Origin of the sequence: Bradyrhizobium sp. Tv2a-2 (genome assembly GCF_000472425.1) — a bacterium.
Classification (GTDB): Bacteria; Pseudomonadota; Alphaproteobacteria; order Rhizobiales; family Xanthobacteraceae; genus Bradyrhizobium.
Genome location: NZ_AXAI01000009.1, coordinates 132,254 through 158,772, shown reverse-complemented (window position 1 = coordinate 158,772; position 26,519 = coordinate 132,254). Strand labels below are relative to the sequence as shown.

General features: G+C 62.8%; 19 protein-coding genes. 6 read left to right on the top strand and 13 right to left on the bottom strand.

The genetic code is table 11. The features are described 5' to 3' along the window. The first annotated feature begins 29 nt into the window (after positions 1-29). Positions 30-674 carry a DUF2147 domain-containing protein gene (locus A3AI_RS0120485; protein ID WP_036048970.1) on the top strand — a complete coding sequence of 215 codons (645 nt, stop codon included), beginning with the start codon at positions 30-32 and terminating at the stop codon, positions 672-674. Here the strand turns inward: A3AI_RS0120485 and hpnN are convergent. Beyond that, positions 642-3,230, bottom strand: a complete 2,589-nt coding sequence (gene hpnN, locus A3AI_RS0120480) for a hopanoid transporter HpnN (protein ID WP_024517365.1) — start codon at positions 3,228-3,230, stop codon at positions 642-644. The genes A3AI_RS0120485 and hpnN overlap by 33 nt on opposite strands. 469 nt (positions 3,231-3,699) lie before the next feature. On the opposite strand from hpnN, the gene ispH reads away from it, so the two are divergent. Together ispH and hpnH are read left to right on the top strand one after the other, a co-directional pair. Further along, a complete protein-coding gene (gene ispH, locus A3AI_RS0120475) occupies positions 3,700-4,626 on the top strand; it encodes a 4-hydroxy-3-methylbut-2-enyl diphosphate reductase (RefSeq protein ID WP_024517364.1) in 927 nt (308 codons plus the stop codon). Between the two features lie 44 nt (positions 4,627-4,670). Continuing rightward, entirely contained in the window at positions 4,671-5,819 is a 1,149-nt protein-coding gene (gene hpnH / locus A3AI_RS0120470) for an adenosyl-hopene transferase HpnH (RefSeq protein ID WP_024517363.1), read from the top strand. Here the strand turns inward: hpnH and A3AI_RS0120465 are convergent. From A3AI_RS0120465 to A3AI_RS0120440, 6 genes are all read right to left on the bottom strand, one after another. Next, the gene (locus tag A3AI_RS0120465) at positions 5,760-6,491 is read right to left on the bottom strand and encodes a phosphorylase (RefSeq protein WP_024517362.1); all 732 of its coding nucleotides are present in this window, start codon (positions 6,489-6,491) and stop codon (positions 5,760-5,762) included. The genes hpnH and A3AI_RS0120465 overlap by 60 nt on opposite strands. Next, the gene (shc, locus tag A3AI_RS0120460; RefSeq protein ID WP_024517361.1) at positions 6,488-8,452 is read right to left on the bottom strand and encodes a squalene--hopene cyclase; all 1,965 of its coding nucleotides are present in this window, start codon (positions 8,450-8,452) and stop codon (positions 6,488-6,490) included. The genes A3AI_RS0120465 and shc overlap by 4 nt, the downstream gene beginning before the upstream one ends. Positions 8,453-8,517: 65 nt before the next feature. Continuing rightward, a complete protein-coding gene (hpnE, locus tag A3AI_RS0120455; protein WP_024517360.1) occupies positions 8,518-9,774 on the bottom strand; it encodes a hydroxysqualene dehydroxylase HpnE in 1,257 nt (418 codons plus the stop codon). Then, positions 9,774-10,622 carry a presqualene diphosphate synthase HpnD gene (hpnD, locus tag A3AI_RS0120450; RefSeq protein WP_024517359.1) on the bottom strand — a complete coding sequence of 283 codons (849 nt, stop codon included), beginning with the start codon at positions 10,620-10,622 and terminating at the stop codon, positions 9,774-9,776. The genes hpnE and hpnD overlap by 1 nt, the downstream gene beginning before the upstream one ends. Next, positions 10,619-11,497, bottom strand: coding sequence for a squalene synthase HpnC (gene hpnC, locus A3AI_RS0120445; protein ID WP_024517358.1), 879 nt, complete (start codon positions 11,495-11,497; stop codon positions 10,619-10,621). The genes hpnD and hpnC overlap by 4 nt, the downstream gene beginning before the upstream one ends. A gap of 196 nt (positions 11,498-11,693) precedes the next feature. Further along, a complete protein-coding gene (locus tag A3AI_RS0120440; RefSeq protein WP_024517357.1) occupies positions 11,694-11,927 on the bottom strand; it encodes a hypothetical protein in 234 nt (77 codons plus the stop codon). 433 nt (positions 11,928-12,360) lie between these two features. Here A3AI_RS0120440 and A3AI_RS0120435 point away from each other — a divergent pair, with 433 nt between their 5' ends. Further along, a complete protein-coding gene (locus A3AI_RS0120435) occupies positions 12,361-12,864 on the top strand; it encodes a hypothetical protein (RefSeq protein WP_024517356.1) in 504 nt (167 codons plus the stop codon). A gap of 280 nt (positions 12,865-13,144) precedes the next feature. On the opposite strand, the gene A3AI_RS0120430 is transcribed toward A3AI_RS0120435, so the two are convergent. From A3AI_RS0120430 to A3AI_RS0120415, 4 genes are all read right to left on the bottom strand, one after another. Continuing rightward, the gene (locus A3AI_RS0120430) at positions 13,145-15,514 is read right to left on the bottom strand and encodes an efflux RND transporter permease subunit (protein WP_024517355.1); all 2,370 of its coding nucleotides are present in this window, start codon (positions 15,512-15,514) and stop codon (positions 13,145-13,147) included. Positions 15,515-15,763: 249 nt separating this feature from the next. After that, positions 15,764-16,543 (bottom strand): ethanolamine ammonia-lyase subunit EutC, encoded by a 780-nt coding sequence (gene eutC, locus A3AI_RS0120425; protein ID WP_024517354.1) that lies wholly within the window; start codon positions 16,541-16,543, stop codon positions 15,764-15,766. A 5-nt stretch (positions 16,544-16,548) separates the two neighbouring features. After that, a complete protein-coding gene (locus A3AI_RS0120420) occupies positions 16,549-18,132 on the bottom strand; it encodes a B12-binding domain-containing radical SAM protein (protein WP_024517353.1) in 1,584 nt (527 codons plus the stop codon). A gap of 124 nt (positions 18,133-18,256) precedes the next feature. Then, positions 18,257-19,657 (bottom strand): ethanolamine ammonia-lyase subunit EutB, encoded by a 1,401-nt coding sequence (locus A3AI_RS0120415; RefSeq protein WP_024517352.1) that lies wholly within the window; start codon positions 19,655-19,657, stop codon positions 18,257-18,259. A gap of 263 nt (positions 19,658-19,920) precedes the next feature. Between A3AI_RS0120415 and A3AI_RS0120410 the strand changes: the two genes are divergently transcribed. After that, the gene (locus tag A3AI_RS0120410) at positions 19,921-21,627 is read left to right on the top strand and encodes a methyl-accepting chemotaxis protein (RefSeq protein ID WP_024517351.1); all 1,707 of its coding nucleotides are present in this window, start codon (positions 19,921-19,923) and stop codon (positions 21,625-21,627) included. 15 nt (positions 21,628-21,642) lie between these two features. Here the strand turns inward: A3AI_RS0120410 and A3AI_RS0120405 are convergent, their stop codons facing one another. Further along, entirely contained in the window at positions 21,643-25,173 is a 3,531-nt protein-coding gene (locus tag A3AI_RS0120405) for an ATP-binding protein (RefSeq protein ID WP_245286921.1), read from the bottom strand. Between the two features lie 321 nt (positions 25,174-25,494). Between A3AI_RS0120405 and A3AI_RS0120400 the strand changes: the two genes are divergently transcribed. Next, positions 25,495-25,893, top strand: a complete 399-nt coding sequence (locus A3AI_RS0120400) for a type II toxin-antitoxin system HicB family antitoxin (RefSeq protein ID WP_024517349.1) — start codon at positions 25,495-25,497, stop codon at positions 25,891-25,893. 79 nt (positions 25,894-25,972) lie between these two features. On the opposite strand, the gene A3AI_RS0120395 is transcribed toward A3AI_RS0120400, so the two are convergent. Beyond that, complete coding sequence (locus A3AI_RS0120395) at positions 25,973-26,350, bottom strand: hypothetical protein (protein WP_024517348.1); 378 nt, start codon at positions 26,348-26,350, stop codon at positions 25,973-25,975. Positions 26,351-26,519: the final 169 nt, after the last annotated feature.

Here is a 26,519-nt window from a genome sequence, read left to right as displayed (position 1 = left end):
TGTTGCACCGCCCAAGAAAGGCCATTTGCATGCCCCTTCGCACGACCAGTATTCTTGCGGGAATTGTTCTTTTGAGTGGCGCTGCGCCGGCTTTTGCCCTCGACCCGACCGGCGACTGGCGCGTTGCTGATGGTGTCGCAAATATCAGAGTTGCACAATGCAATGGCAGCATGTGGGGCGTCGTGGCTTGGGAAAAAGAGTCAGGCGGACGCGACACCAACAATCCGGATGCATCAAAACGAAACAGGCCGACGCTGGGTATGCCGATCCTTCTCGATATGAAGCGGAAGCCGGGCGCCGAACGGTGGGAAGGCCAAGTCTACAACGCCAAGGACGGCCAGACCTATAGTTCCACCATCACCCCGGCCGACGCCAATCATCTCGAAATCCAGGGCTGCGTGCTCGGCTTTCTCTGCGGCGGCGAGACCTGGACCCGTGTCGCCCCGCCGATTCCCTCGAGCCCCGTGAACAGCATGGCCAAGGAGGGCATAGCCAAGAGCAGCGCGCCCAAGGGGCAGACAAACAGCGCGGCCGCCCCCGCTTCAGCACCCAAGACTACGGGCACTGCCGGTGCGGCCACGCCACCTGCCGGCCAGAAGCAGGCGGCGCTCCGCCCCAGCGATCCCGTCGGCGATATTTGCCTACTCCCGGATCTCGCGCGGTTTGCCCATTAGCGCCGGCTGAAACAGCAAGACAGCGGCGAGCGTTGTCACCAGCGACAGCGCGAGCAGCTTGCCCATGCTGGACGTGCCGGGATGGCTCGACAGCCACAGGCTGCCGAACGCGGTCGCCGTGGTGAGCGCGCTGAAAAAGATCGCCCGTGTCAGGCTGGTCTGCAGCAGGTTTGTCCTGCCCGAACGCCACGCCGTGACATAGTAAATCTTGAAGGCGACGCCGATACCGAGCAGAAGCGGTAGCGCAACGATGTTGGCGAAATTCAGCGGCAGCCCGATCAGCACGCAGATTTCCAGCGTCACCGCGCCCGCAACGAGCAGCGGAACCAGGGTCATCGCCACATCTGTAAGGCGCCGTAGCGTGATCCAGAGCAATGCGCCGATCACCACCAGCGCATAGATGCCGGCGTGGATGAAGGCCTCGACCACCGTGTCGCCCGACTTCAGGATCGAGACCGGACCGCCGATCGCGGTCGGTTCGGCGGCGAGCACGGCGCTGGCGAATTTGCGCAGATTGTCGTTGTCGTTGGGGTCGCCGCGCGGCGACGCCTCGACCCGTAGCAAGCCGTCCTTGCTCTTCCAGGCCGATACCAATTCCGGCGGAAGCGTGTTGAGGCTGACCGGCTGCGCTTGCAGCACGTTCTTGAGCTGGTCGAACACGACATTCATCGGCGTAACGAACACCGCCTCCGCCTGGTTGCGAGTCGCCTCGTTGGATGCGGCAAGCTTATCCAGGGCGTCGGCGAGCCGGCGGGAAGCGACCGCTCCCGGCCCCTTCCCGCTGCCTGCGGTCCGACGCAGGCTCTCGACCGAGCTCTTCAGCGAATCCACGTTCTCCTGGTCGGACGGTGGGGCATCGACGGAATCCGGATTGAGCGCCGGCTCCAACGTTTTCGCTGCCTGCGCGATCAACTTGAGCTTCGAAGCCTGGTCTTCCGGCACGAAACTCTCCAGCCACATCACGCGAAGCACTTCGGGCAGCTTCTCAAGACGCGCCGCGATCTGCCTGGCCTCGGCGTCGGAATGCGTCAGCACGTCGATGGCGCTAGCACCGGTGTTCGGGTCCTTGCGCAGGTCGAGATAGGTTGCAATCGACTCCGCATTGGGATTGCGCAAATGCATCGGGTTGAAGTCGAACCGCATGAAATAGAGCAGCGGCAGCCCGGCGAGCGCCACCGCCAGTGTGCCACCGACGATCAGGACGCGGTGGTTCTCCAGGAAATGATCGACGGGCGCGAGGAAGGCATAGCCCACCGGCTCCTTCTCACCGGGCGGGTTGAGCAATTTCAAAAGCGCCGGCAGCACGGTGATGCTGGAGACAAACGCGATCAGCATACCGATGCCAGCGATCTCGCCGAGCTCGGAAATGCCCTTGTAGGCGGTCGGCAGGAAGCAGAGGAAGCCCGCTGCAGTGGCCATCGCGGCAAGCGACAGCGGCACGGCGGCGCGCCGTGCCCCCTCCTCCAACGCCTCCTCGAGGTTGTCGTTCTTGTAGCGCTCCGAGCGGTAGCGAACGCTGTACTGAATGCCGAAGTCAACGCCCAACCCCACGAACAGCACGGCGAACGCAATGGACAACAGGTTCAGCGATCCTACCATCGCAAGCCCCGCCGCGGTCGTGATCGACAGGCCGACGAAGAGGTTGACGAACACCGCGAAGATGATCTTGGCCGAGTGCAGCGCGAGCCACAGGATGAACAGCACGACGACTACGGTGCCGATGCCGTTGAAAATCGCGCCCTCCTGTACGGTCGAGTATTCCTCGTTCGCGATGGGAACGGGCCCGGTCAAACGCACCCGCGCCTGATATTTGCCGGGAAAGTCGAGCGCAACGGCGGCGTTGCGGATCGCGTCCGTGGCGTCCTTGCCGGGCTCGAGTGCGTTGTAGTCGAGGACCGGCTTGAATTCGATGAAAGCGCGCTTGTCGGAATCGGTGAGCGGCTGGTCGCTGGTGAGTTCGCGCCAGGAGAAATTGGCCTTGCCCTTGTTGAGCACGTCCTCGACCGTCTGCGCGATCATGTTGAAAGGCCGCGCGGTGTTGTCGAGCTTGACCTGGCCGCGCTTGACGCCGGCAAGCCCGGTTTCCAGCGCGCCAGTCAGGCCACGGATCGAGGGGTCGCCGGCCATGATCTCGACCAGGGGTGCAGCTGCCTCGAATTGACTGGTAGCCTTGCCGACCTCCTCGGTCGACAGGAATAACAGCCCCTCCCTGTCGAAGAACTCGCCCCAGCCAAGCGCCTGCATCGACCGGAAATGCGTGGTGTCGCCCTTGAGCCTGTCCAGCAGCGCAGCCGCCGCCGTGGAGGTCAGCTCCGGGGTGGGCGCTTCCACCACCGCCAGGATCGTGCTGTCGCGGTCGAAGGCGCGGTCGAACTCCTGGTCACGCTGCCGCCAGTCCAGCTTGTCGGAGATCAGCGTGTTGATGTCGGTGTTGATGGAAAAATGTCGTGCCGTGTAGAAACCCGCCGCCACCGCCAGAATTAGTCCGACAAGCACGGTCAGAACGGCAAATCGGGTACAGATCCTAACGATCGAGACGACGCTACGTGTCAGCACTTCTTTGCTTTCCAATGTTTAAGAAACTGCCGGAAATCGGCCGGTCAGGTAGCCCCAGAAGACAGTCTGCGGAAACGTCCGCTGCCAAGCCGAGCTTCGTAAGCCGAGCGAGCCTGTCTTTAAAGCATTTTCCTCTGGGGATTTGGGGCGGAGAGGCCCGAGGCAACAGGGCCCGATGATCGCCGCTGATATAGCGGGGTTGACCGGCGGTAAAGTAACGAACAGGTCAAGATTTTAGTCATTTTATTTTAAAGACTTATACTCGATTACCTAAATACCTCAGCGGGGCACTACCTCTTTCTGAGCAGTTCCGCCCCTTTTCTGACAGATGAATTTTTGACACAAAGCGCAGTACCTCCGTGCAGCGGGGACGGACGGGACAAGGGGCGTGGTGGTGCGGATATTGCAGCATCGGCACCATTCGAAAGGGTGATGGGTAATGAGTTTGAGTGCAGACAGCGGGCATCCGATACAGTTGTATCTCGCCCAGCCGCGGGGCTTTTGCGCGGGCGTGGTGCGCGCCATCGAGATCGTCGAACGGGCCCTGGAGAAGTATGGTCCGCCGGTCTATGTGCGCCACGAGATCGTGCACAACAAATACGTCGTCGAAAGCCTGAAAAACAAGGGCGCGATCTTTGTTGAGGACCTCTCTGAGGTCCCGCCGCTGGCGGTAACGGTGTTCAGCGCCCACGGCGTGGCGCGCTCGGTCGAGAAGGAAGCCACAGAGCGGGGCTTGCCGGTGCTCAACGCCACCTGCCCCCTGGTCACCAAGGTCCATAACCAGGGCAAGCTCTATGTGTCGAGGGGCCGGACCGTGATCCTGATCGGCCATGCCGGCCATCCCGAGGTCGAGGGAACCATGGGCCAGGTTCCCGGCCCGGTCATTTTGGTGCAGAGCGTCGAGGATGTGACAGCGTTAACCCTGACCAGGGACACGCCGGTCGCCTACATCACCCAGACAACGTTGTCCGTAGATGACACCAAGCACATAATCGTAGCTCTTCGGGCCAAATTTACAGATATTCAAGGCCCGGACATCCGGGATATCTGCTATGCGACACAGAACCGCCAATCTGCGGTAAGGGACCTGAGCAAGCTGGTGGATGTCATTCTGGTGGTGGGGGCCGCCAATAGCTCCAATTCGAATCGCTTACGCGAAATCGGCACCGAGGCCGGGGTCGCGAGTTATTTGATTGCGGATGGGAGCGAACTGAACCCGGACTGGCTGAGGGACGCCAGGGCAGTCGGTATTACCGCCGGCGCCTCGGCGCCGGAAGTCCTGGTCGATGACGTGATCGAGGCGCTACGGCGCATCCGACCGGTGACCGTCTCGGTGCTTCCGGGCCGGGAGGAGAACATTGAATTCCGCTTGCCTGCCGAACTTGCGGCGAGCTGAGCGGCCAACTGCTTCGAGTTGTCAAGTTGAGAAAGAAACCCGTAATGGCAATACCGTTCCTGAAGGAGCTGCGCATCGGCGGCTATCTCATCAAGCAGAAGATGCTTGGCCGCAAGCGCTATCCCCTCGTGCTGATGCTGGAACCCTTGTTCCGCTGCAACCTCGCCTGCGCCGGCTGCGGCAAGATCGACTATCCCGATGCCATCCTCAACCGCCGCATGACGGTACAGGAGTGCCTGGACGCCGCTGACGAATGCGGTGCGCCGATGGTGGCAATCCCCGGCGGCGAGCCGCTGATCCACAAGGACATCGGCGAGATCGTGAAGGGCCTCGTGGCCCGGAAGAAGTTCGTCTCGCTGTGCACCAACGCACTGCTTCTGGAGAAGAAGCTGCATTTGTTCGAGCCCTCCCCCTACCTGTTCTTCTCAGTGCATCTCGACGGGTTGCGCGACCACCACGACAAGGCGGTGTCGCAGAAGGGCGTGTTCGACAAGGCGGTCTCGGCGATCAAGGCCGCGACGGCCAAGGGCTTCACCGTCAACGTCAATGCCACCATCTTCGATGGACATCCGGCGGAAGAGATCGCGAAATACCTCGATTTCTGCAGCGAGCTTGGTGTCGGCGTGTCGATGTCGCCGGGCTATGCCTATGAGCGCGCGCCCGATCAGGAACACTTCCTCAACCGCACCAAGACCAAGAAACTGTTCCGCGATGTCTTTGCGCTGGGCAAGGGCAAGAAGTGGAACTTCATGCATTCCGGCCTCTTCCTGGACTTCCTGGCCGGGAATCAGAACTTCGAATGCACGCCCTGGGGCATGCCCGCGCGCAATATCTTCGGCTGGCAGAAGCCGTGTTATCTGCTCGGCGAAGGCTATGCCAAGACCTTCAAGGAGCTGATGGACACCACCGACTGGGATACCTATGGCACCGGCAAGTATGAAAAGTGCGCCGATTGCATGGCCCATTGCGGCTACGAACCGACGGCGGCGATCGCCTCGCTGAACAACCCGATCAAGGCGATGTGGGTGGCGATGCGCGGCATCCGCACGACCGGACCGATGGCGCCGGAAATCGACCTCTCCAAGCAGCGCCCAGCCCAGTACATCTTCTCAGAGCAGGTCCAGAAGAAGCTCTCAGATATCCGCCGTGACGAAGCCCTCGCTGCCCAGCAGAAAGCTTCGACAGCCGCGTAAGGAGCGCAGCGCGCGGTTGAAATCGATGCCAGTCGAGACCAGCGCGCTAAGCGCGCTGGGATTGCGCACTACTCCGCTCAGGATCTTGCGCAGGTCGATCTTGCCATCGGGACGAATCGCCGATTTCGCCAGCGTCGGCAGCGAACGCTGGGCCGAATCGCTGATCACCCGCAATGCTGCGAACGGAAGGCCGGCGTCGGCTGCATAGGCCGCCGCGATATGGCTCTCCATGTCGACCGCGGCGGCACCGGTCTGCAGCCACAGCGCCGCCTTGCGGGCCTGCTGCACGACAACTTCCTCGGCGCCGGCAAGACCGCCGCGGACGATGCGGCGCTTCAGCGCGAGATTCGCCACCACCTCATCATTCAGGGACAGTCCGGCCAGCCAGCGCGCGTCGCCCGCGACGACCTCGGTCGCCAGCACGATGTCGCCCGGCTTCAGCGAGGGATCCAGGCCCCCTGCCACGCCAAAGCTAATCACGCCGCGTATCGTGCTCGGATCGAACACGGTCAAAAGCGCGCGCAACTGCTTGGGATCGCTGCTCGAGCAAACGACGACCATGCCTGGGCCGGCCGCGATACGAGCCTCCTGCACCAGACCAGTCACAATCAGAACCGGCCGCGGGTCAATTCGATTGCCCGCGGACGCATCACCCCCCGTCCCCAAGTTCACATCCCGACCCCTGCCACCCTGCTGTTGGTGTTGTTCAAGTTCCTGTAACGCGCCAGCGCCCACAACGGAAAGAACTTACTATAGCCATGGTACCGCAGATAAAATACCCGGGGAAACCCTGTCGCCGTGTAGCGCTGCTCATCCCACAAGCCTTTTTCCGTCTGTGTTGCCAATAGGTACCGGATTCCGCGGGCCACAGCCGGATGATCAACCTCGCCCGCCGCCATCAGGGCAAGCAAGGCCCATGCCGTTTGTGAGGCCGTCGAGGGCGCCGGCGTCAGGCCATTGTAGTCGAGTCGGTATGTGTTGGCGTCCTCGCCCCAGCCGCCGTCGTCGTTCTGGATCGAGACCAGCCAGTCGGCCGCCTTGCGCATCATCGGATCCTGATGGCTGATTCCGGCCGCGTTGAGCGCGCACATGACCGACCAGGTGCCATAGATGTAGTTCAAGCCCCAGCGGCCATACCAGGAGCCCTCGGCAAGCTGGGTACGGCGCAGATACTCGATCGCTGCCGCCATCGACTTGCTGGTCTGCGCGGTCTCGCCAAGCTGCGCCAGCATGGAGACGCACCGCGCGGTAACGTCCTCGGTTGGCGGGTCAAGCAGCGCCCCGTGGTCCGAGAACGGAATGTTGTTGAGATAATATTCGAGGTTATCGACGTCGAACGCGGCCCAGCCGCCGTCACGGCTCTGCAGGCCCTCGATCCACTCACGACCACGATCGATCGCAACGTCGTAATCCTTGGTCCCATTCCACCGCCGCATACGATCCATCGACATCACCACGACCGCGGTGTCGTCGAGATCGGGATAATAGGCGTTGTTGTACTGGAAGGCCCAGCCGCCCGGCCGCACGTCCGGCGCCTTCACCGCCCAGTCGCCCTTGACGTCGAGCACCTGTTTCGGCACCAGCCAGTCGAGGCCCTGCTTGGCCGAAGCCATCGCCTTGTCGTTGCCGGATTCGATCAGCGCGTGGCAGGTCAGCGTCGTGTCCCACACCGGCGAGACGCAAGGCTGGCAATAGGCCTCCTCCTCGCCGACAACAAGCAATAGATCGAGCCCGCGCCGCGTGTCGGCACGCGGCGGGTAGTCGGCGCCCTTGCCGAGCGCGTCATACATCATCACGGTGTTGGCCATCGGCGGATAGATCGCGCCCATGCCATCCTCGCCGTTCAACCGTTCCTCGGTGAAGGCGAGCGCGGCATCGATGGCGCGCTGGCGCAAGCGTTTGGGAAACAGCGGCTCGACCACCCGCAGGACGGCGTCGAGCGAACGGAACAGCAGGAACCATGCCCAGCTCTGGTGCGGCGCCTTTCGCGTCATGCCGATCGAGCGCGGGTCCTGCAGGAACAATTCATCGATGGTGACGCCCTTGGGATTCCTCGCACGCGGCTTCAGCGCAGCCAGCACCATCAGCGGCACCATGGTGGTGCGCGCCCAGTAGGAGATTTTGTTGATGTGGAACGGCGACCACATCGGCAACAGCATGATCTCGACCGGGAGCACCGGCACGCTCTTCCAGGTCAGCACGCCGAACATCGCCAGCGTAAAGCGGGTGAAGACGTTGCTGTTGATGGCCCCGCCTCGTGCCAAAATCGCCTCGCGTGCACGGGCCATGTGCGGCGCGTTGATGTCGTCGCCGATCATCCTGAGCGCGAAATAGGCCTTGACGCTGGCGCTCATGTCGAACTCGCCGTCATGGACCAGCGGCCAGCCACCATGGGCACCCTGCACGCGGCGCAGATAGTTGCCGATCTTCCGCTCGAGCTCGGCGTCGGCCGGCTCGGCGAGATAATGGCGCAGCAGGATATATTCGGCCGGAATGGTGCAGTCGGCCTCGAGCTCGAACACCCAATGGCCGTCCGCACGCTGAAATCCCATCAGCGCTTGGGTCGCCGAGCCAATGCTCTTTTCGAGCTCGGTTGCGTTTTCGATTCCGAAAGCTTTGTTGTCAGCAAGCATCTCTCAACTCTCCCGTGCCTGCCCGCGACCGGCAGTGCCGGAAGGTGGCCTCGTGAGCTACTCAGTCAGGCCTGCCGCACGGCCAATACGTGATCTGCGGCACGGTCCCCCGATCGGATGGACCCTTCGATGGTCGCGGGCAATCCCGTAGCAGTCCAGTCGCCCGCGAGGAACAGGTTTTTGCAGGACGTGACCGGCCCAGGGCGCAGTGCATTTTGCTCGGGCGTGGCCTCGAATGTGGCCCGGCGCTCGCGCACGATCTGCCATGGCGGCATCTCGCCGGCAATGCCGGCGGCCTTGCAGATGTCCCGCCAGATCGCCAGCGCGAGCTCCTCGCGCGGCTGGTCGATCAGGCGGTCGCCATTGCTGATGGTGACGGAGAGCCGTTGCGGGAAGGCGAACAGCCATTCCACGAGCCCGCCGACCACGCCGAGGATCGGCGGCGCGCCCACGGGCGGATCGATGCGGAAATGCGCATTCACGATGGCGCGGAACTTCGTCGGCGTCTTCAGCCCCGGCAGCAGCGAAGCCGCCGATCTCGGCGGAACGGCGAGCACCACGGCGTCCGCCGGCCCCAGCGCGACCGTGTCATTGCCGCCAAATTTCAGCGCCGCGACGCGTTCGCCCGTCATCGCAAGCTCGCGCAGCTCATGGCCGATGCGGACGCTCCCGCCTTTGCCTTCGAGATGTTTGATCGCGGGGTCGATCAGGACCGCGCTCAGCCCGTCGCGGGCGATCAGTGGCCTGCAGGCCTTGCCGCCCGCAAGCAGGGTCTCGCGCACGACGGCGCCGGCGAGACCGGCCGAGCCTTCGGGCGGATCGAGATTGAGCGCTGCGAGCAGCAGCGGCTGCACCAGGCGGTCATAGAGCGTGCCCTCGCAGCGGATGACATCGCCGATAGGCTGGCTTTCCCTGGCCCAGGCGAGCGGCGCGAGCTTGAGATAATCGGTCAATGACGTGTCTGGGACGCGGCGCGCCGGGTCGAACACCCAGAGCGGCAGGGCCCCTTCGCCGAGATCAAGCTCCCAGCGCTGCCCGGTGGTGAGGTCGCAGAAGGGAAATTTCGCGCGCGACGGCCCGACCAGGCCCGCCTCGCTGCCGATCGCGCGCGCATAGGCCAGCGCATGGTGATTGGCGGAGAGCAGAAGGTGATTGCCGTTGTCGATGACGAGGTTGGTCGCGGCGTCGAAATAGGACCGGCAGCGGCCGCCGATCTGTTGGGTCGCCTCGTGCACCTCGATCCGGTAGCCGGCATCAGCCAGCCGCACAGCTGCGGACAGGCCCGAAATTCCGGCGCCGATAATGTGGGCGGTTTTTTGCATCAGATGAAGGCGTAGCGCAAAACGATGGCGAGACGGGCAACCTTACCGATGCGCACGGCGGCGCGCGGGGCCGCGAAGCCGCGCGCTATCAGCAATTGCAGGATTGCGCGATAATATTTCGACATGATCCTGGGCGCGCGCACCAGCCGCCGCGGATGGCGCGCCATGATCTCGTCGGCCTTGGCGAAATGCCCGCGCGCACGATCGACGAGCGGCGCGCAGACCTCCGGCAGGTGGGAATCCTGCGCCACCACTTTCGGATCGGTGGAGGTGATGCCGACCTTGCGCAGCTCCTCGCTCGGCAGATAGAGCCGGCCGAGGCCCGCATCCTCGTCGATGTCGCGGAGGATATTGGTGAGCTGCAGTGCCCGTCCGAGATGATGGGCAAGCAGGATGCCGTCGTCGGTCGGCAGCCCGAACACCCGCACCGAGAGCCGTCCGACCGCGCTCGCGACGCGATCGCAGTAAAGATCGAGCGTCGCCATGTCGGGCGCGCGGATTTCCTGCGGCACGTCCATTTCCATGCCGTCGACGATGGCGAGGAAGTCCTCGCGCTGGAGCGAAAACCTCTTCACCGAGGCGGCATAGTCGACGACACGCGGCGGCGGATTGCCCGCGTACAGCGCGTCGATGTCGTCGCGCCACCGCTGTAACGCCGCGAGCCGCTCAGGGCGGGGCCCGTCGGAATCGGCGATGTCGTCGACGTGCCGGCAGAAGCTGTAGATGTGAAACATCGCCTCGCGCTGCTCGCGCGGCAGGATGCGCATGGCGGCATAGAACGAGCTGCCCGAGGCCGTCGTCTGGTAGCTCGTGGTGTCGGTGGCGACGGTTGCGGCCTGAAGCGTCATGCGCCGGCCGCCTTTTTTGACACGGGACGCCGCCCAAACGCACGGCGTGCCGTCTCGCCCGCCATGCCGCCGAGGCTTTTCGCCAGAAGCTCGAGCGGCGACAGATGCACCCGCTCACTCAAGGGGTCGCGCGCCTGCAGGAGGCGCACAATCTTCTCCGCGAACGCATAGATCACCGAGATCTCAAGCCCGAGTCGGAAATCCTTCACCTCCGCGCTGAACGACTTGCTTTCTTCAAGCAGGCGCTCGTTGCGGGCAGCCAGCGCATGCAGGCATTGCAAAAGCTGCGGCGACGATCTGTTGGCCCCCAGCATCTCGACGCTCGCACCCGCTGCTTCAAGCGCATCGCGGGGCAGATAGACGCGATTGATCTCGCGAAAATCCTTGCCGCAATCCTGCAGGTGATTGTTGATCTGCAGTGCCGCGCAGAGCGCGTCGTTCGCCGCCCAGGTCGAGGTGGATTCGCCATGGACGTCGAGCACGAAGCGGCCGACCGGCATCGCCGAATAGCGGCAATAGTGAATGAGATCTTCCCAGTTCTCGTAGCGCAGCTTGGTTACGTCCATTCGGAACGCGGTGAGCAGGTCGAGGGCATGGCGCGGCGGCATGCCGCGTTCAGCGAGCGCCGCGCGCAATGCGACCGCCTCCTTCTGGCTCTCGCCCTTGCCGGTGAGTTCCGCCTCGAGCAGATCGAGATAAGCGAGCTTGTCGGCCGGCGGCAGCGTCGCATGATCGGCGATGTCGTCGGCGGTCCTGACAAAATTGTAGAACGCGAGAATGAGCCGCCGGTGCCGCGGGTGAATGAGAAAGGAGGCGACCGGAAAGTTCTCGTCGCGGTGAGTCTTGCCGGATCGCAATTCGCTCGCTGCGGTCATCGGGACAGGCTGAACCCATTCGTTGAGGCGTGGAGGTAAGCCCCTCCGGCGGAAGCTTCGCAAAGGCCGCGAAGGGAACGATCCCCATATAGGGGAATACGCGCGTAAAACCAATGCTATCCCAACAATCCAGTGCGCCCCGGCTCATCGTGCCGGGACGCCATTTCGAACGTTAACCGGGTTGACTTAACGCGATTTACTGGCCGTGCGCCTTCAGCACCGCGTCGCAAGCCGTGCTGATCTTGGCGCGGTTTTCCTTAAGGCAGGCGAGGATGGTGAAATCGCCCTGATCGATGACCGTGCGGCAGTGCTTCTGCACGTCGCGAGTGCAGGCCTTCTGCTCTTCCGCGGTTCCGCGACCATCCTGGGCATTGGCGGCCGTCGAAAAAGCAAGCGATGTCAGGGCGAGAGCGAGAAGATATTTGCGCATCTTGTTCCTTCATTCTGAAGCAAGCGTTCCCCGCCCTGCGCGAGCCCTCGCCGGGAAGGTTTTCCGTGAGATTGATTGCGCCGCGAACCCCCGCGCGACACGCTTTAAGGAAACTCAGGCGAAGGCCAAATGCGGCCGAATTTGCGGCGGTCCACAACCCTTCACGAGCTTCCGGAAGGTTCGTTCATTGGCACAAATAAGCTTTTGATACTAGAACATTATTTGCCGGTGATTGCTTTTCGCGCTTGGCTGTTGCAAGCATGCACTGGCTTTGCGGGTACGGTACGCGAATTGGCGCCGGTCTTTGCTGGCGCTGACGTTGTGCCGAATCACCGTCATTTGAACCTAACACAGAACGGCGACACTAAACCTTCGATGCGGCGCGGACGCCCCTATATAAGACGCGTCTATTTTCAAGAGATGGAAAACCGATATGAAACTGTTTGGCTCAGCACCGTTCGTGCGTGGCGTTAGGGCTGCGGGCATCGGTGTCGCTCTGATGATGTCGGTCTCGGCGGGACATGCCCAGTCCGGCAGTCCGTTCGCTGGCTTCGACGGTGCATGGTCCGGCACTGGCACGGTCGCACTGTCGGATGGCTCGGTCGAGCGCATCCGCTGCAAGGCAGACTACAAGATCAACAGCAGCGGCACGGGGCTGAAGCAGAGCCTGCACTGCGCGAGCGACAGCTACAAGTTCGATCTGTCTAGCGACGTGACCAGCAACGGCGACCGGATTTCCGGGAGTTGGAGCGAAGCCAGCCGCAACGTGTTCGGCGATCTGCAGGGCACCGCAGGCGGCGGCCAGATCGAGGTGTTCGTGCAGGCCAACGGCTTTGCCGCCAACCTGACGTTGCGCACCAATGGCAACAAGCAGACCGTTCAGATCAGCTCGAAAGGCGAGATCCGCGGCGTCAACATCACGATGGTGAAGGGCTAAGCCCCCTCGCCTACCGTCGAAATTCGCGAAAGCCTTCGGCCCCGAGAGCCGAAGGCTTTTTCATGCGTGCCATTACGCAGGTTGCGTAGCGCGTTGCGAAACCCAACACCCATGACACACCGCAAGAAGTTGGGTTTCGCTGCGCTCTACCTATCCTGCAGGCCACATCAATCCTAAAGCGCGATGAGATTTGGTTGAATCGTCATCGCGCTTTAGGTCTTTGATTGAGCATGATCTTTTCGGAAAACCGCTACACACTTTTCCGGATCATGCTTTAGCTTCACACCGAGCGGCTCTGCGTTCCGTGGATGCGCTCGTGCAGGTTGATCAGCCACATCGCCGTCGGCCGCAGGATAAAGAGGTCCGCGACCAGCGCCGACACCATCGAGAAAGCCGAGAGCCAGCCGAACAGACGCAGCGACGGCAGGTCCGAGAACACGGTCACCACGAGGCCGCAGGCGAGCACCACCGTCGTCAGAATCAGCGCCGGGCCGACCAGCACGGTTGCGCGCTCGACCGCAATCGCCGAGTTCACGCCCGGCTTGCTCTCCAGCCGAAGGCGGTTGAGGAAATGAATGGTGGCACTCAACCCAAGACCGAAGGAGACCGTGAGCGCCACGACGCTTGCAAACTGCAGCCCCTCCCCGAGGAGATATAGCAGCGTGCCCGACATCACCACCGGGAAAATGCCCGGCAGGACGCAGGCAAACATCACCACCCAGGAACGGAACGCCAGCCCGATGAAGATGGCGACGAAGGCAAACTCGATGGTCAGGCCGCGATTGAGCTTCTCGATCATGTTGGCGGAGTTGCGCGCGGCAATCGCGGCAAGGCCGGTGACGGCAATCTCATAGCCCGGGTGCTTCTTGCGCACTGCGTCCAGTTCATGGTCGAGCTTGTCGACCACCGGGAGCAGCTGGCTGGAATCGACGTCGGGCACCCGGCCCGCCACCACGACCGCATCCTGCTCAGGATCGATGAAACGCTGCACCAGATATTTGGGAATCAGATCGACATACTCCTTGAGCGTCGCGACATCGGACGAGCCGGCCTTCTCGGCGAGCCAGCGCCGCAGCGTCTCCAGCGACCAGACATTGCCGACGCCGGCTGCGCGCTCCACGGTCGCGTGGACATCGGCGATGGTTGCAAGGGTCTCGGGCGAATAGAGTGATTCACCCTTTGGGAATTGGATCAGCACATTGACCGGATTGGCGCCGGTGAGCTTGGCGTCGAGCCTCTGGGAGGCCGCGACCGCCTGCTGCTTGTCCGGCACCTGGTCGGCGAGACGGTAGCGTGGCTGGAGATTGGCATAAACCGCCCCCAGACCGCCCACGAACAGCACCGCGATCAGGCTGAACAACCCGGGACGGCCCACCATGCGCACGGCAATCCAGTAGCAGAAATTGCGCAGCATCTGCACGCCGGCATCGGCACCCTGGAACTTGACAGCAAAGACCTTTTCGTTGCGCACGAACAGCACGCCGAACACCGGCACCAGCGACAACACCGTGAGCAGCGCGATGATGGTCGCGGCCAGCCCCGCCTCGCCGAATTTTCGAATCAGGTCCGAATCGGAGAACTGCAGGGCGATGAACGAGATGCCGGCGGTGCCGTGGGTGAGCACGCAGGCAGGCCCGACGACCAGCACCGCGTTCTTGAACGCGGTGAATTTGTCCTGGCCCGCGATCAGCCGATCGCGCGCGGCAAACGTGAGCTGCATCGAGTCGGAGAAGCTGATCACCATGATGAGCGGCGTCATCACGTTGAGGAACATGTTGAGATTGAAATTGGCCCAGCCGAGCCCTCCGAGCGCCAGCAGGATCGCAATCATCGGCGGGAACGCCGCCACCACCATGAAGGAGATCTTGCGGAAGAAGATGATGGCGATGATACAGCCGGCGAGAATGCCGAGAACGTTGTAGGTGAGCCCGTCGCGCTCGACCGCGTTGCGGATCTCGAGCTGCATCACCGGCACGCCGGACAGCTCCACATTGAGGCCGGTGTCGCCGAGATCCTGCTTCACAAGCTTGCGGATATCACCGACCGTTGCCCCGAGCTTGTTGGAGGCGACGACTTCGGGATCGAGCGACAGCACGATCAAAGCGAGCGTGCCGTCGTCCGACAGCAACTTGCCCCGGATGATCTCGTTGGCCTTGACGGTTTCGATGAACTTGTCGTAGGCGGCGCCTTCTGGCAGCTCATTCGGGAACAGCGCCGCCGGAAGCTTGCCAGGAGCCGGCGCCTGTCGCGCCGAGAACAGCGAAACCAGTCCGCGCGTGCCGTCGACGAGCTGCAGATCGGTGACGAAGTCGCGCAGCTTCTCCAGATTGTCGCGCGCGAGCAGGTTCTTGCCTTCGACGACGACCAGCGCGTCGAACTCTTCCGCCGGAAAGCGTTTTGTCACTTCCTCATACTGATGGAACTCCTTCGTGTTGGAGCGGAACAGCTGAGAGAGCGAATCGTCGATCTTGATCCGTTCGATGCCGAACACTGCGCCGACGATCAGTATGACCAGAATGATCATCGACAGGATCGGCGCCTTGACCGCAATCAGGCCGATGCGCTCCAGGCCAAAGGCGATGCTGCTGCCACTTGGGCGCTCCTCGACCTTCTCGACATGAACCTGACTGTCGTAATTCTTATCGAGCATGCCCTGACCAGTTCTGAGGATTGGGACAATTTTGGATAGCTTAACTTCAGAAAAGTCGACCAGGCCACAAGCCCGATCTCAAATCATCGCGCGGGGCCCTCATCGGTCGCCGTTTAAGTCCTGATAATGTGACGAAAAAACGCGCGGAGCCGGTTTAGCAGGTCTGTCCCGCGTGTCGCAAGTTTACCTCACAAAACCATGAAAAACCGGCGCGGTTTGAGTGATTTTGCGCCTCAAGTTGCGAATATGTCACGCGGAGGCTACTGGCGGCGCGATTCGTGAGGCTGTCCCCTCACCGCTCTCGTCCTTCAAAGCTACACCTGTAACACTCCGCCGCAACCCCGCACGCACCAGCCAACCGATTCGGTGGGCCGCCTCGTCGTGGGCAAGTCCCTCACGATGAATGTTGGAGACGCAATTGCGCTCGGCATCGGTGCGGCCGATTTCGGGCGCGAATGTCAGATAGGCACCGAGACTGTCGGGCGCGGACAACCCCGGCCGCTCGCCGATCAGCATCACTACCATGCGCGCCCTGAGCAGCGCGCCGATTTCGTCGCCGAGCGCAACGCGCGCGCCCGATGCGACCACGATGCGTCCCACCGTGACGCCATCAGCGGCTAGGCGCGGCAACAGCTGTCGCAGCACGTCGATCGCATGAGCGTGCACCGCCGTGGGCGACAGGCCGTCGCCGATCACGATCGCAACGTCGCATGGATTGCTCTGTCGCCCGGTGAGGAGATCAACGGAGGGCTGGTCGAGCCTCCGGCCGAGGTCGGGCCGCCTGAGATAGTCCTGGCGGTTACCGGCGCGGCTCGCCACGGCGACGCTCTCGCAACCGAGCGCGCCGAGAGAGGCGATCAGGCACGCTACGTCGAAGGTGGCGTGCACGGCGTCGCGGGCGCGCGCATGGTCGAGCGTGAAATCGAGCAGCGCCCTCGTCGGCAAGCTCACGCCGGCGCGGCCGAGCGCGACGCGTGCCGGGGTCAATTTGCGCAAATCATCGATCGAGGCGAGCGCCGGCTCTTTCATCCAACTTACTCGGCGGGCACTGCTGTCTCGCGCAGGCGCACGGAGTAGTTCGAGGCGTTCTGGTTGCCGCTGGTCGCCTCCTGCCCGAAGCGGATCAAGTGATGGGCGACCAGCGCCGCGCCGAGCAGACCCTCGATATCACCCTTGCGCAGCCGCTTCAGCGCGAATTTCCAAAAGACTTTCTTGTAGTCGCCAAGAATGCCGACCCGCCAGAACACATTCCGCAGCATGATCAGACCGCGCCTGATATTTGCCCAGGTCGCCTGTGTCGCGGCCGGCGGCTTCACGCGTTTGGCGTAAGTGAATTCGCATTGATATTCATACCGCTCGAACAGATTCTCCGGCGTATAGGCGATCTTCATGACGCGCTTCCATTCGCCGACCACATAGTCGTAGGGCAACAGAAACTCGACGTTGGAGTCCCGGCTGTCGTCGTGGTTGAGCCGCTGCTCGCGCTCCAGCCGATCCCACAGTGGCGTCTTGGGCAGGGCCTGCAACAGGTTAATGGTCAGAAGCGGTATCTTGGACTGCTCGACAAATTGCAGTAGCGCATTGCTGGTCTCGGGCTTGTCGGTGTCGAGCCCCATGATGATGCCAGAGACAACCTCCATGCCGTAGGAATTGATGGTCTGCACGCCTTCCAAAATCGGGACCATCATGTTGTGGTCCTTGTGCATGGCCTTCAACGCGTCAGGATCCGGTGTCTCGATGCCGCAGAACACGGTGATAAAGAACGCGTCCCGCATCTTCTCGAGAATCTCGGGGCGCTTGGCGATGTTGAGCGTGGCCTCGCAAGCGAGCCTGGCCGGATAGCCATGCTTTTTCTGCCACTCGATGATATGCGGCAGCAGCTCGAGCGTCGCCTTCCGATTACCAATGAAATTATCGTCGACGAAATAGACCGTGTTGGTCGAGCCGCCCTCGCGCAGCTTGTCGAGCTCGGCGATAATCTGCTCCGGCGTCTTCATGCGCGGGTTGCGGCCGTAGAGACCCGGAATATCGCAGAACTCGCACTGATAGGGACAGCCGCTGGAGTACTGGATGCTGGCGAGGAAATACTTGTCGAGTTGCGCAAGCTCGTAGGCCGGCACCGGAAACTCGGTCATCGGCAAACGGTCGGTCGTCTTGAGCACGACCTGCTCCGCGGGCCGTGAGACGTCGCGCGACAGCGTCGCTATCAGCGTATTGGTCGCATCGCCGAGCTCGCCGATATGCAGGTAGTCGAACGCGGGATAATAGTCCGGGCAGGCGCTGACCGAGGGACCGCCGAGCGCGACCGGCAGATCATATTCATGCGCACGATTGCAGATGTCGTTCATCTGCTTGCGCTGGATATGCATGCCGCTGACGAAAACCGCTTCTGCCCATTCGAAGTCTTCCCTGTCGGCGGCGCGGATGTTCTCGTCGACGAAGCGGATCTGCCAGTCCGCCGGCAGATAGGCCGCGATCAGGAGCAGGCCCTGCGGCGGCATAAATGCCTGGACGCCGTCGGTGAGTGGATAGGCGTATTCCCAGGTCCCGAAAGCGGATGTGTAGCGTGGAAACACTAACAGAATACGGCGAGTGGTCTCGATCCCCTCAGCTCTCATCGACTTCCTCTGCATCTTTGTAAACCACGTCCATCGACGCACACGTCAAGGCTGGGCCCCAAATTGCTCAACATTGTGGCGTCCTACCCCTCAGACGCGCAACTCAAGGATCAGGTTCACAAATTCAAATGGTTGTGCCCTCTTTCGCAATCAATCGGGAGGCGAAATCAGGGAGCTGGCCCCCATCACGGGCCAAACGGAAAGCAGGATCGGCGAGACCAGTACGCACCAGCCAGTCGTCGAATTCGGGAGCGCGCTTGAGATTGAACAGGTCACGGACATAGAGCGCATCGTGAAACGAGGTGGACTGGTAGTTCAGCATCACGTCATCTGCGCCCGGCACACCCATGATGAAATTGACTCCGGCCGCGGCAAGGAGCGTCAGGAGATTGTCCATGTCGTCCTGATCGGCCTCGGCATGATTTGTGTAGCACACATCGACGCCGAGCGGCAGGCCGAGCAATTTGCCGCAGAAGTGATCCTCCAGGCCGGCACGGATGATCTCCTTGCCATCGTAGAGATATTCCGGTCCGATGAAGCCGACCACGCTGTTGACGAGCAATGGATCGAAGGCGCGCGCCACGCCATAGGCCCGCGCCTCACAGGTCTGCTGGTCGACGCCATGATGGGCATTGGCCGACAGCGCCGAGCCCTGTCCGGTCTCGAAATACATCAGGTTCTCGCCGACCGTGCCGCGCCGTAGCGCTCGTCCCGCCTCATGGGCCTCCCGCAGAAGCTTCAGGTCGACGCCGAACGAGCGGTTGGCGGCCTCGGTGCCTGCAATGGACTGGAACACGAGGTCGACAGGAAGACCCTGGTCGATCAGGCCAAGCGTGGTGGTGACATGGGTCAACACGCAGGCCTGGGTTGGTATACTGAGCCGCGCGATCAACTCGTCCAGCAGGCGCAGCAGGGTGCCAATGGTTGTGGGATCGTCGCTTGCCGGATTAATGCCAATGCAGGCGTCGCCCGACCCCAGCAGGAGACCGTCCAGGATAGAGGCGGTGATACCGCGAGCGTCATCGAAAGGATGGTTGGGCTGCAGCCGCACGCTCATGCGGCCCGCGAGCCCGATGGTGTCGCGGAAGGCCGTGGTGACGCGACATTTTTTCGCAGCCAGGATCAGGTCCTGGTTGCGCATCAGCTTGGACACGGCGGCGGCCATTTCCGGCGTGATGCCGTGCGAAAGCTTCGTCAGGGCTTCGGTGGTCGCCGCATCCGACAGCAAATAGTTGCGGAATTCCCCGACTGTCATCGCAGCGACCGGTGCGAAAGCCGCCTTGTCGTGACTATCCAGGATCAGGCGGGTGACCTCGTCCTCCTCGTAAGGAACGACCGCCTCGTCGAGCAACCGGCTGAGCGGGAGGTCCGCCAGTGCCATCCGCGCTGCGATCATCTGTTCGGAGGTCCCGGCTGCAATGCCTGCCAGCCTGTCGCCGGAGCGCGGCGGCGTCGCCTTGGCGAGCAGGTCGCGCAGACCTTCGAAAACGTAAGTCGTGGCGTCGATGGTGTGGCGATAGGCCATGAGGCTGTCGGATCTTCAAGACTGTGCACTCCAAGCCTAAAGTGCGCGGAGCGGACTGTCCCGCACTTTTACCGGGCAACCCGGTTGCGCTTTCATATGATACAAAGCCATGATTTCGCAGGAATATTTCCGTCAGTTGCAATACGATAAATCTCGCCCATTAAGACTTTCTCCATCCAACTCCTGCACAATCCATCGATCAGCTGATGCAGGCTCATGGGGAAGCATGCCAGCGCAAGCCTTAACCACCGAAAAGTTCCATCATGGGTATCTTTTCCCGCCTCTCGCTTGCCGCGAGGCTTTATTCGATTTTTGCCCTGTTTGCCGTGCTGACCGCGGCCATCGCGGTCCTGTCCGACTACAATAGCCGGCGGGGCGCTGATCTCACCCAGGCCATCGAGCGCGCCAATTCCGCCGCCCTCAATGTCGAGCGGGTCAATTCGCTGGTCTATGCCGTGGTGATGGAATCCCGCGGCGTCTACATGTCGACCGATCCCGCCGTGGTGAGAAAGTATGGCGAGGGATTGCTCAAGTTCAACGATCACATCCTCGACGTGGTCAGGAAGTGGGAAGGCATCGTCCAGGCCGACGATGCCACGCAGTTTGGGACCTTCAAGAAGCGCATCGAGCAGTTCATCGACTTCCGCAAGGAGCTGGTGCGCCGCGCCAACGAGATCAGTCCTGCGGCGGGACGCGAGTGGGGCGACAATGACGCCAACCGCGCGGTGCGATCGGCGCTGAACAAGGATCTTGAGGCGCTGTCCAGGGTCTATGCCGAGCGCGCCGCGCAGATCACGGCCGACACCGACCTCAACCGCAAGCTCTCCTTCCTGCTGACCTCTCTCGGCGGTCTCGCCCTGCTGCTGGTCGTGATCGGCGTCGTCATCATCGCCCGCTCGATCGCGCGGCCGCTGTCGGCGATCACCGCGACCATCAAGCGCGTGGCCGAGGGCGAGGACCATGTCGAGGTACCGCATAGCGAGCGCAGCGACGAGATCGGCGCGCTGGCACGCGCCATCCGCATCTTCCAGGAGGCGATGCAGCGCAACCGCAATCTCAACGCGCAGGTGTCAGAAGATGCACGCGCGCGCGAAGAACGCGGCCGCCACACCGAAAGCGCGATCGAGGCGTTCCGGCAGGCGATCGGCAGCGTGGTGCGCACGGTCGACGAGAATGCGTCCGCCATGCGCGCAACGGCGGAGACGATCAGCCGCGTGACGTCGGACGCGAACGCCCGCGCCGGTGCCGCGGCCGGCCTGACCTCGCAAGCCTCCGGCAACGTTTCGGCGGTTGCCGCCGCCACCGAAGAGCTCTCCGCCTCGGTCGCCGAGATCGGCCGGCAGGTGCGGCAGTCGGCGGCGGCGGTCGAGCAGACCGGCGCGCGCACCGCAAAATCCATCGCCGAGATCGAAAGCCTCGCCGCCGCGACGCAACGGATCGATGGCGTGCTGACGCTCATTCAGACCATCGCCGAGCAGACCAACCTGCTCGCACTCAACGCCACAATCGAGGCTGCGCGCGCCGGCGACGCCGGTCGCGGCTTCGCCGTGGTGGCACATGAGGTCAAGGCACTGGCCGGGCAGACGGCGAAAGCGACCGAGGAGATCAGCCAGAACGTCGCCCTGATCCAGGCCTCGACCAGGAGCGCGGTCGACGCCGTACGCGAGATCGGCAATGCCGTGCGCGGCATCAACGACACCACCGCGACGATCGCGGGCGCTGTCGGCCAGCAGGATGCGGCGACGCGCGAAATTTCCGTCAACGCCCAGTCGGCGGCGCAAGGCAACCAGACGCTGGTCAGCAATATCGCCTCGCTGCGCGATGCCATCGGCGAGACCTCGACCGCGGCGGCTTCCGTGCTCTCCGCCTCCGGCGGCCTTGCCTCGACGGCCGAGATGCTGTCGGCCGAGGTGGAAAAATTCTTCCAGAATTTGCGCGCGGAAGCGGTCGCAGGGCGCAAGCGGGCGTAAGGCGAAGGTTGCAGCCTACGGCTCACGGTCCAGCGTCTCTCGCACCTTGGCTGCCAGTTCCTCGATGCTGAACGGCTTCGTCAACAGGCTGGTCCCCGGCTCCAGGATGCCGTTATGGACGATCGCGTTGCGCGTATAGCCGGTGGTAAAGAGCACTTTCATTCTCGGGCTCTTTTGCCTGATCCGCTCCGCAAGCTCGCGTCCCGACATCAGCGGCATGATCACGTCCGTGAACAACAGCGAAATCGACAAGCCTCCTTCCAAAAGATGCAGAGCTTCGTTGGCATTGGCGGCACCAATCGCGGTATAGCCAAGGTCGCGCAGCGCCTCGACCGAAACCGCGCGGACCCGCGCTTCATCCTCCACGACCAGCACGACCTCGCTCTTCAATCCACGGCAGGAAGCGTTCGCGGCGGTCCTCGCAGGGATGCCGGCAGCATCGCCGACATAGCGGGGCAGATAGATCTTCACCGATGTGCCTACTCCGATCTCCGAGTAGATTTTGACATGCCCGCCCGACTGACGCACGAAGCCGTAGACTTGACTCAACCCGAGGCCGGTACCCCTGCCGACGTCTTTGGTGGTGAAGAACGGATCAAACGCGCGCGACACGATGTCGGCGCTCATGCCGACGCCGTCGTCGGCGACCGCGATCAGCACATACTGGCCGGAAGGGATCGCATACTCATTGGCCACGACGTGGTCGACATAGGCGTTCGAGGTTTCGATGGTCAGCCGGCCGCCATCCGGCATCGCGTCGCGAGCATTGACGCACAGATTGAGGACGGCGCTTTCCAGCTGCACCGGGTCAGCCTTGGCCTGCCAGAGGCCCGCCGATGACACCGTCTGGATCGCGATCTGCTCGCCGAGCGTCCGGCTGAGGAGATCGGTCATGCCGGCGACCAGCTTGTTGGCGTTGATCGGCTCTGGCGAAAGCGGCTGCTGGCGCGAGAATGCGAGCAGCCGCTGCGTCAGCCCGGCGGCACGTTGCGCGGCGTCGATCGCGCCTTCCACAAAGCGCTGCACGTCCCTCTCGCCCTTGGCGAGCCGTCGTTGCAGCAGGTTGAGGCCGCCGATGATCACAGCGAGCATGTTGTTGAAGTCGTGCGCGATGCCGCCGGTGAGCTGGCCCACGGCTTCCATTTTCTGCACCTGGCGCAGCTGCTCCTCGGCCTTGGTTCGCTCACGCACCTCTTCGGCGACACGCTGCTCGAGCGTGATATTCAGCGTCTGCAGAAGCCGCGCCCGCTCCGTGCGGACCGCCGACAGCTCAATATTGGCCTCGACGCGGGCAAACAGCTCGCGCGCCGAAAACGGCTTGATCAGGTAGTCGTCGGCGCCATGCCGCAAGCCCTCGACTTTCGCCTCCTCGCCGGCGCGGGCGGACAGGAAGATCACCGGAATGTCGCTCAGTTCGCGGTGCTGGCGCAGCGCCCTGAGAAGGCCGAAGCCGTCGAGCCGCGGCATCATGATGTCGCTCAGGACGAGGTCCGGGCGCTGTCGCAAGGCGGCTTGCAGTGCATCCTCGCCGTCACCAACCGCTTCCACGTCATAATGGTCGCTCAGGAGTCGGCGAATATATTGCCGCATATCGGCATTGTCGTCGGCGAGCAGGATACGGCCCTTGCTCGCTCCTGCATTTGCGATGCCCGGGCCAAAATCTTCCGGCGCGGAGGCATCCGGACGGTCGGCCGGCGCGTCTCCTTCAAGCCAGCCCATTGCCTCTTCGAGATAGACTTTGGCGCGCTGGCTGGTGCTTGCCTGCCCCGATGCAGCGTTCAGGCGATCGGATGGCAGGTGAGCGGCGCCGAGCGGCAGCGTAATCGAAAATGTCGTGCCGCGCCCGACCTCGCTCGCAACGGCAATGGCGCCGCCATGCAGCTTCACCAGCTCCTGCACCAAGGCAAGGCCAATGCCGCTGCCTTCGAACGAGCGACCGCGCGCGCCTTCGACGCGTTTGAAGCGCTCGAACAGATGCGGCAGCTCTTCGGCCGGTATACCGGTGCCCGTATCGTTCATAAGGACCTCGGCGTGCGCGCCGCCAACGGCCGGCCTGACGACAACCCCGATCTCTCCCTCGAAGGTAAATTTGAAGGCGTTCGACAGCAGGTTGAGGATGATCTTCTCCCACATGTCGCGGTCGACATAGACGTCCTGAGGCAAGGGCTTTGTCATGATCGCAAGCTGCAATCCCGCTTTGTCGGTGGCGGAGCGGAAGTTGGAGGCGAGCTCCGCCGTCAAGGCACCAAGATCGACCTTCTCGAACGACGCCGCCACGCGACCGGCCTCGATGCGCGCAAAGTCGAGCAGCGTGTTGACAAGCTTCAACAACCGCAGGCCATTGCGATGAATCAGACCGAGCGTGGCGAGATGCTCCGGCGGCAGGCGTTCGCCCTCCCGCGCGAGCGCATCCTCCAGCGGGCTCAGCATCAAGGTCAGCGGCGTGCGGAATTCGTGACTGACGTTGGAGAAGAACGCGGTCTTGGCGCGGTCGATCTCGGCCAACGCTTCAGCGCGCCGCCGCTCTTCCTCGTACGCATGAGCATTGTTGACCGCCGATGCGATCTGGCGCGCGACCAGCTCGAGAAAGCTGGCATAGCGTTCGTCGTACAGCCGGAACGGGTTGAGGCCGGCCATCAGGAAGCCGATGACCGCCTGCTCGCCGCTCGACATGATCGGTGCCACGATGGCGCGATCGGGAGATTGGCGCCAGCCGCCGGTCGGGAAATCCGCCTGGAAGCGCTCGGGCAGGTTGGAGATCAGCTTGACGCGCTGGGTCTGCAACGTCTCGGCGAGCGGCCAGAACTCGGTTTCGGTGAGCGGCAACGTCGCCAGCACGGCGGGATGGCCGTGCTCGATACCCGACAGCGCGGCAAGCTGCACGAGTCCGTTCTTTGCATCGACGAGGTAGATCATTGCAAAAGGCAGATCGCGCAACTCGGTGCCGAGCGCCTGCGCACTGCGCCGGCAGGCCTCTACGACCGTGCGCGATTCGGCGGCACGGCTCGCGAGCTCCCGCAGCAAGGAGAGCTGGCGCTCGCCGATGACGCGCTGGGTGTCGTCGGTGTTGGCGCAAAAGATGCCGCCCGAGGAGCCATCCGGGTTCGGGATTGGGCTGTATGAAAAGGTGTAGTGGGTTTCCTCGGGGAATCCGTTGCGCTCCATGATCAGGAGCTGGGCTTCGACATACGTCCCCTCTTCGCCGCCCATCGCCTTTGCAAGCAATGGCGAGATCTCATCCCATATCTCCCGCCAGACTTCCGAAGCCGGCCGTCCCAGCGCCCATGGATGCCTACCGCCGATGATGGACTTATAGGGATCGTTGTAGAGGTAGATCAGCTCCTGGCCCCAGCCGATCCAGATCGGCTGCTGTGAGGTCAGCATGATTCGGACCGCAGTCTTCAGATTGGCCGGCCAATCCTCTGGCGGCCCGATCGGGGTACTGGCCCAATCGAAGCGCTCCATGATGGCGGCAAGCTCGCTGCGGCCGATGAACAGCCGCTCCGCCTCGAGGCCTCCCTTTGCTGCCCGGTTAAGATTGGACACGACGCCCCGCGGTGCCATGACTACCGGGGCAAACGCCGGCTCCAGGTGGTTGGTTCCTCGCAAGGCCGCGTCGCCCTGCGTGGACGACGCTTGGTCCGAGGGACCCTTGGCGAGGGACTCTTGCGAGAGGCTCTTGGCGAGAGGCTCTTGGCGGAGGGACGCTTGGCGGAGGGACGCTTGGCCCAGCGCCCGAGCGACCGGCTCTGCCAGCCGCAGGGCGCATGAGGTGTCCGGGTCCTCTTGACTTACCCATCCAGCGCGGCACAATGTTCTTGTTTTGTTCAAATGCGACAGTCGGGGCTGAAGCCCAAGGTGAGCGCCATGCGTAGCTATATCGGTCTCATTCATAAGGATGCCGACGGGGATTTCGGCGTTTCCTTTCCGGACTTTCCTGGCGTGATCGCGGCGGGCACGACGCTCGATGACGCGCACAGCGTGGCCGAGGAAGCATTGGCGCTTCGGATCGCAGCCTTGACGGAGGGTGGTGAGGCGATGCCTGCCCCCTCCACGCTCGACGGCATCATGTCCGATCCCGCTAACCAGAATGGCATCGCCTTCATGGTCTGCGTCCGGACGGAGCAGCCGAAGGCCATTCGCGTGAATGTCACCATGCCGGAAGATGTGCTGACGGAGCTCGATAAATACGCAGAGACCCACGGCTTCACGCGATCCAGGCTGCTCACGCAAGCCGCCAAGAGACTGTTGAACGGCGCGCTCTGATCGCTTGCCTGGATGGCGACCGGCCCAGAGCGCGGTGGGCGCGGCGCTCAGGCGCCGCAGCCCACCCTTGTTTCAGACGTTAATAGCGTCGCCAGGCCACGGGCGCCCGTCGCAGCACCACCGGCGGGGGCGGACCGATGTCGCGCTGCCAGACGCGTCCATCGTCGAACTGGATGCGCATGCCATCGGGCGAATAGACCACGCTCTCGTCGCGTGCATCGATCCACAGGCGGCTGTACGGCGCAGACCAATCCGGCCAGGCGCGATAGGACTCGCCGGTTTCCGTCGTCAGGTTCACAGCATCGCCGTTCTGCGTCACGAAGGTCGGTGCGCCGAGCATTCCATCGCGGCACATCTGGATGCATCGATAGGTGCCGGTAAGATTGACGGTTTCGGCCGAAGCGCCGGTTGCGGCACACGCAGCCAGTACGCCAATGACCAGGGATAATCGTCGCATCATGAACTCTCCATCGCTTGACAAAGGACGAGCCCGCGAGGCATGCGGGCTTCAGCGACGAACAATCGATGATGCGTGATGTTGTTCCGACAGTTCCTTGTCGTTCCAACACCGCTACGTGATGGAACATCGTTGCTGCGGGAGCATGATCCTTTCGGAAAACTCCGTC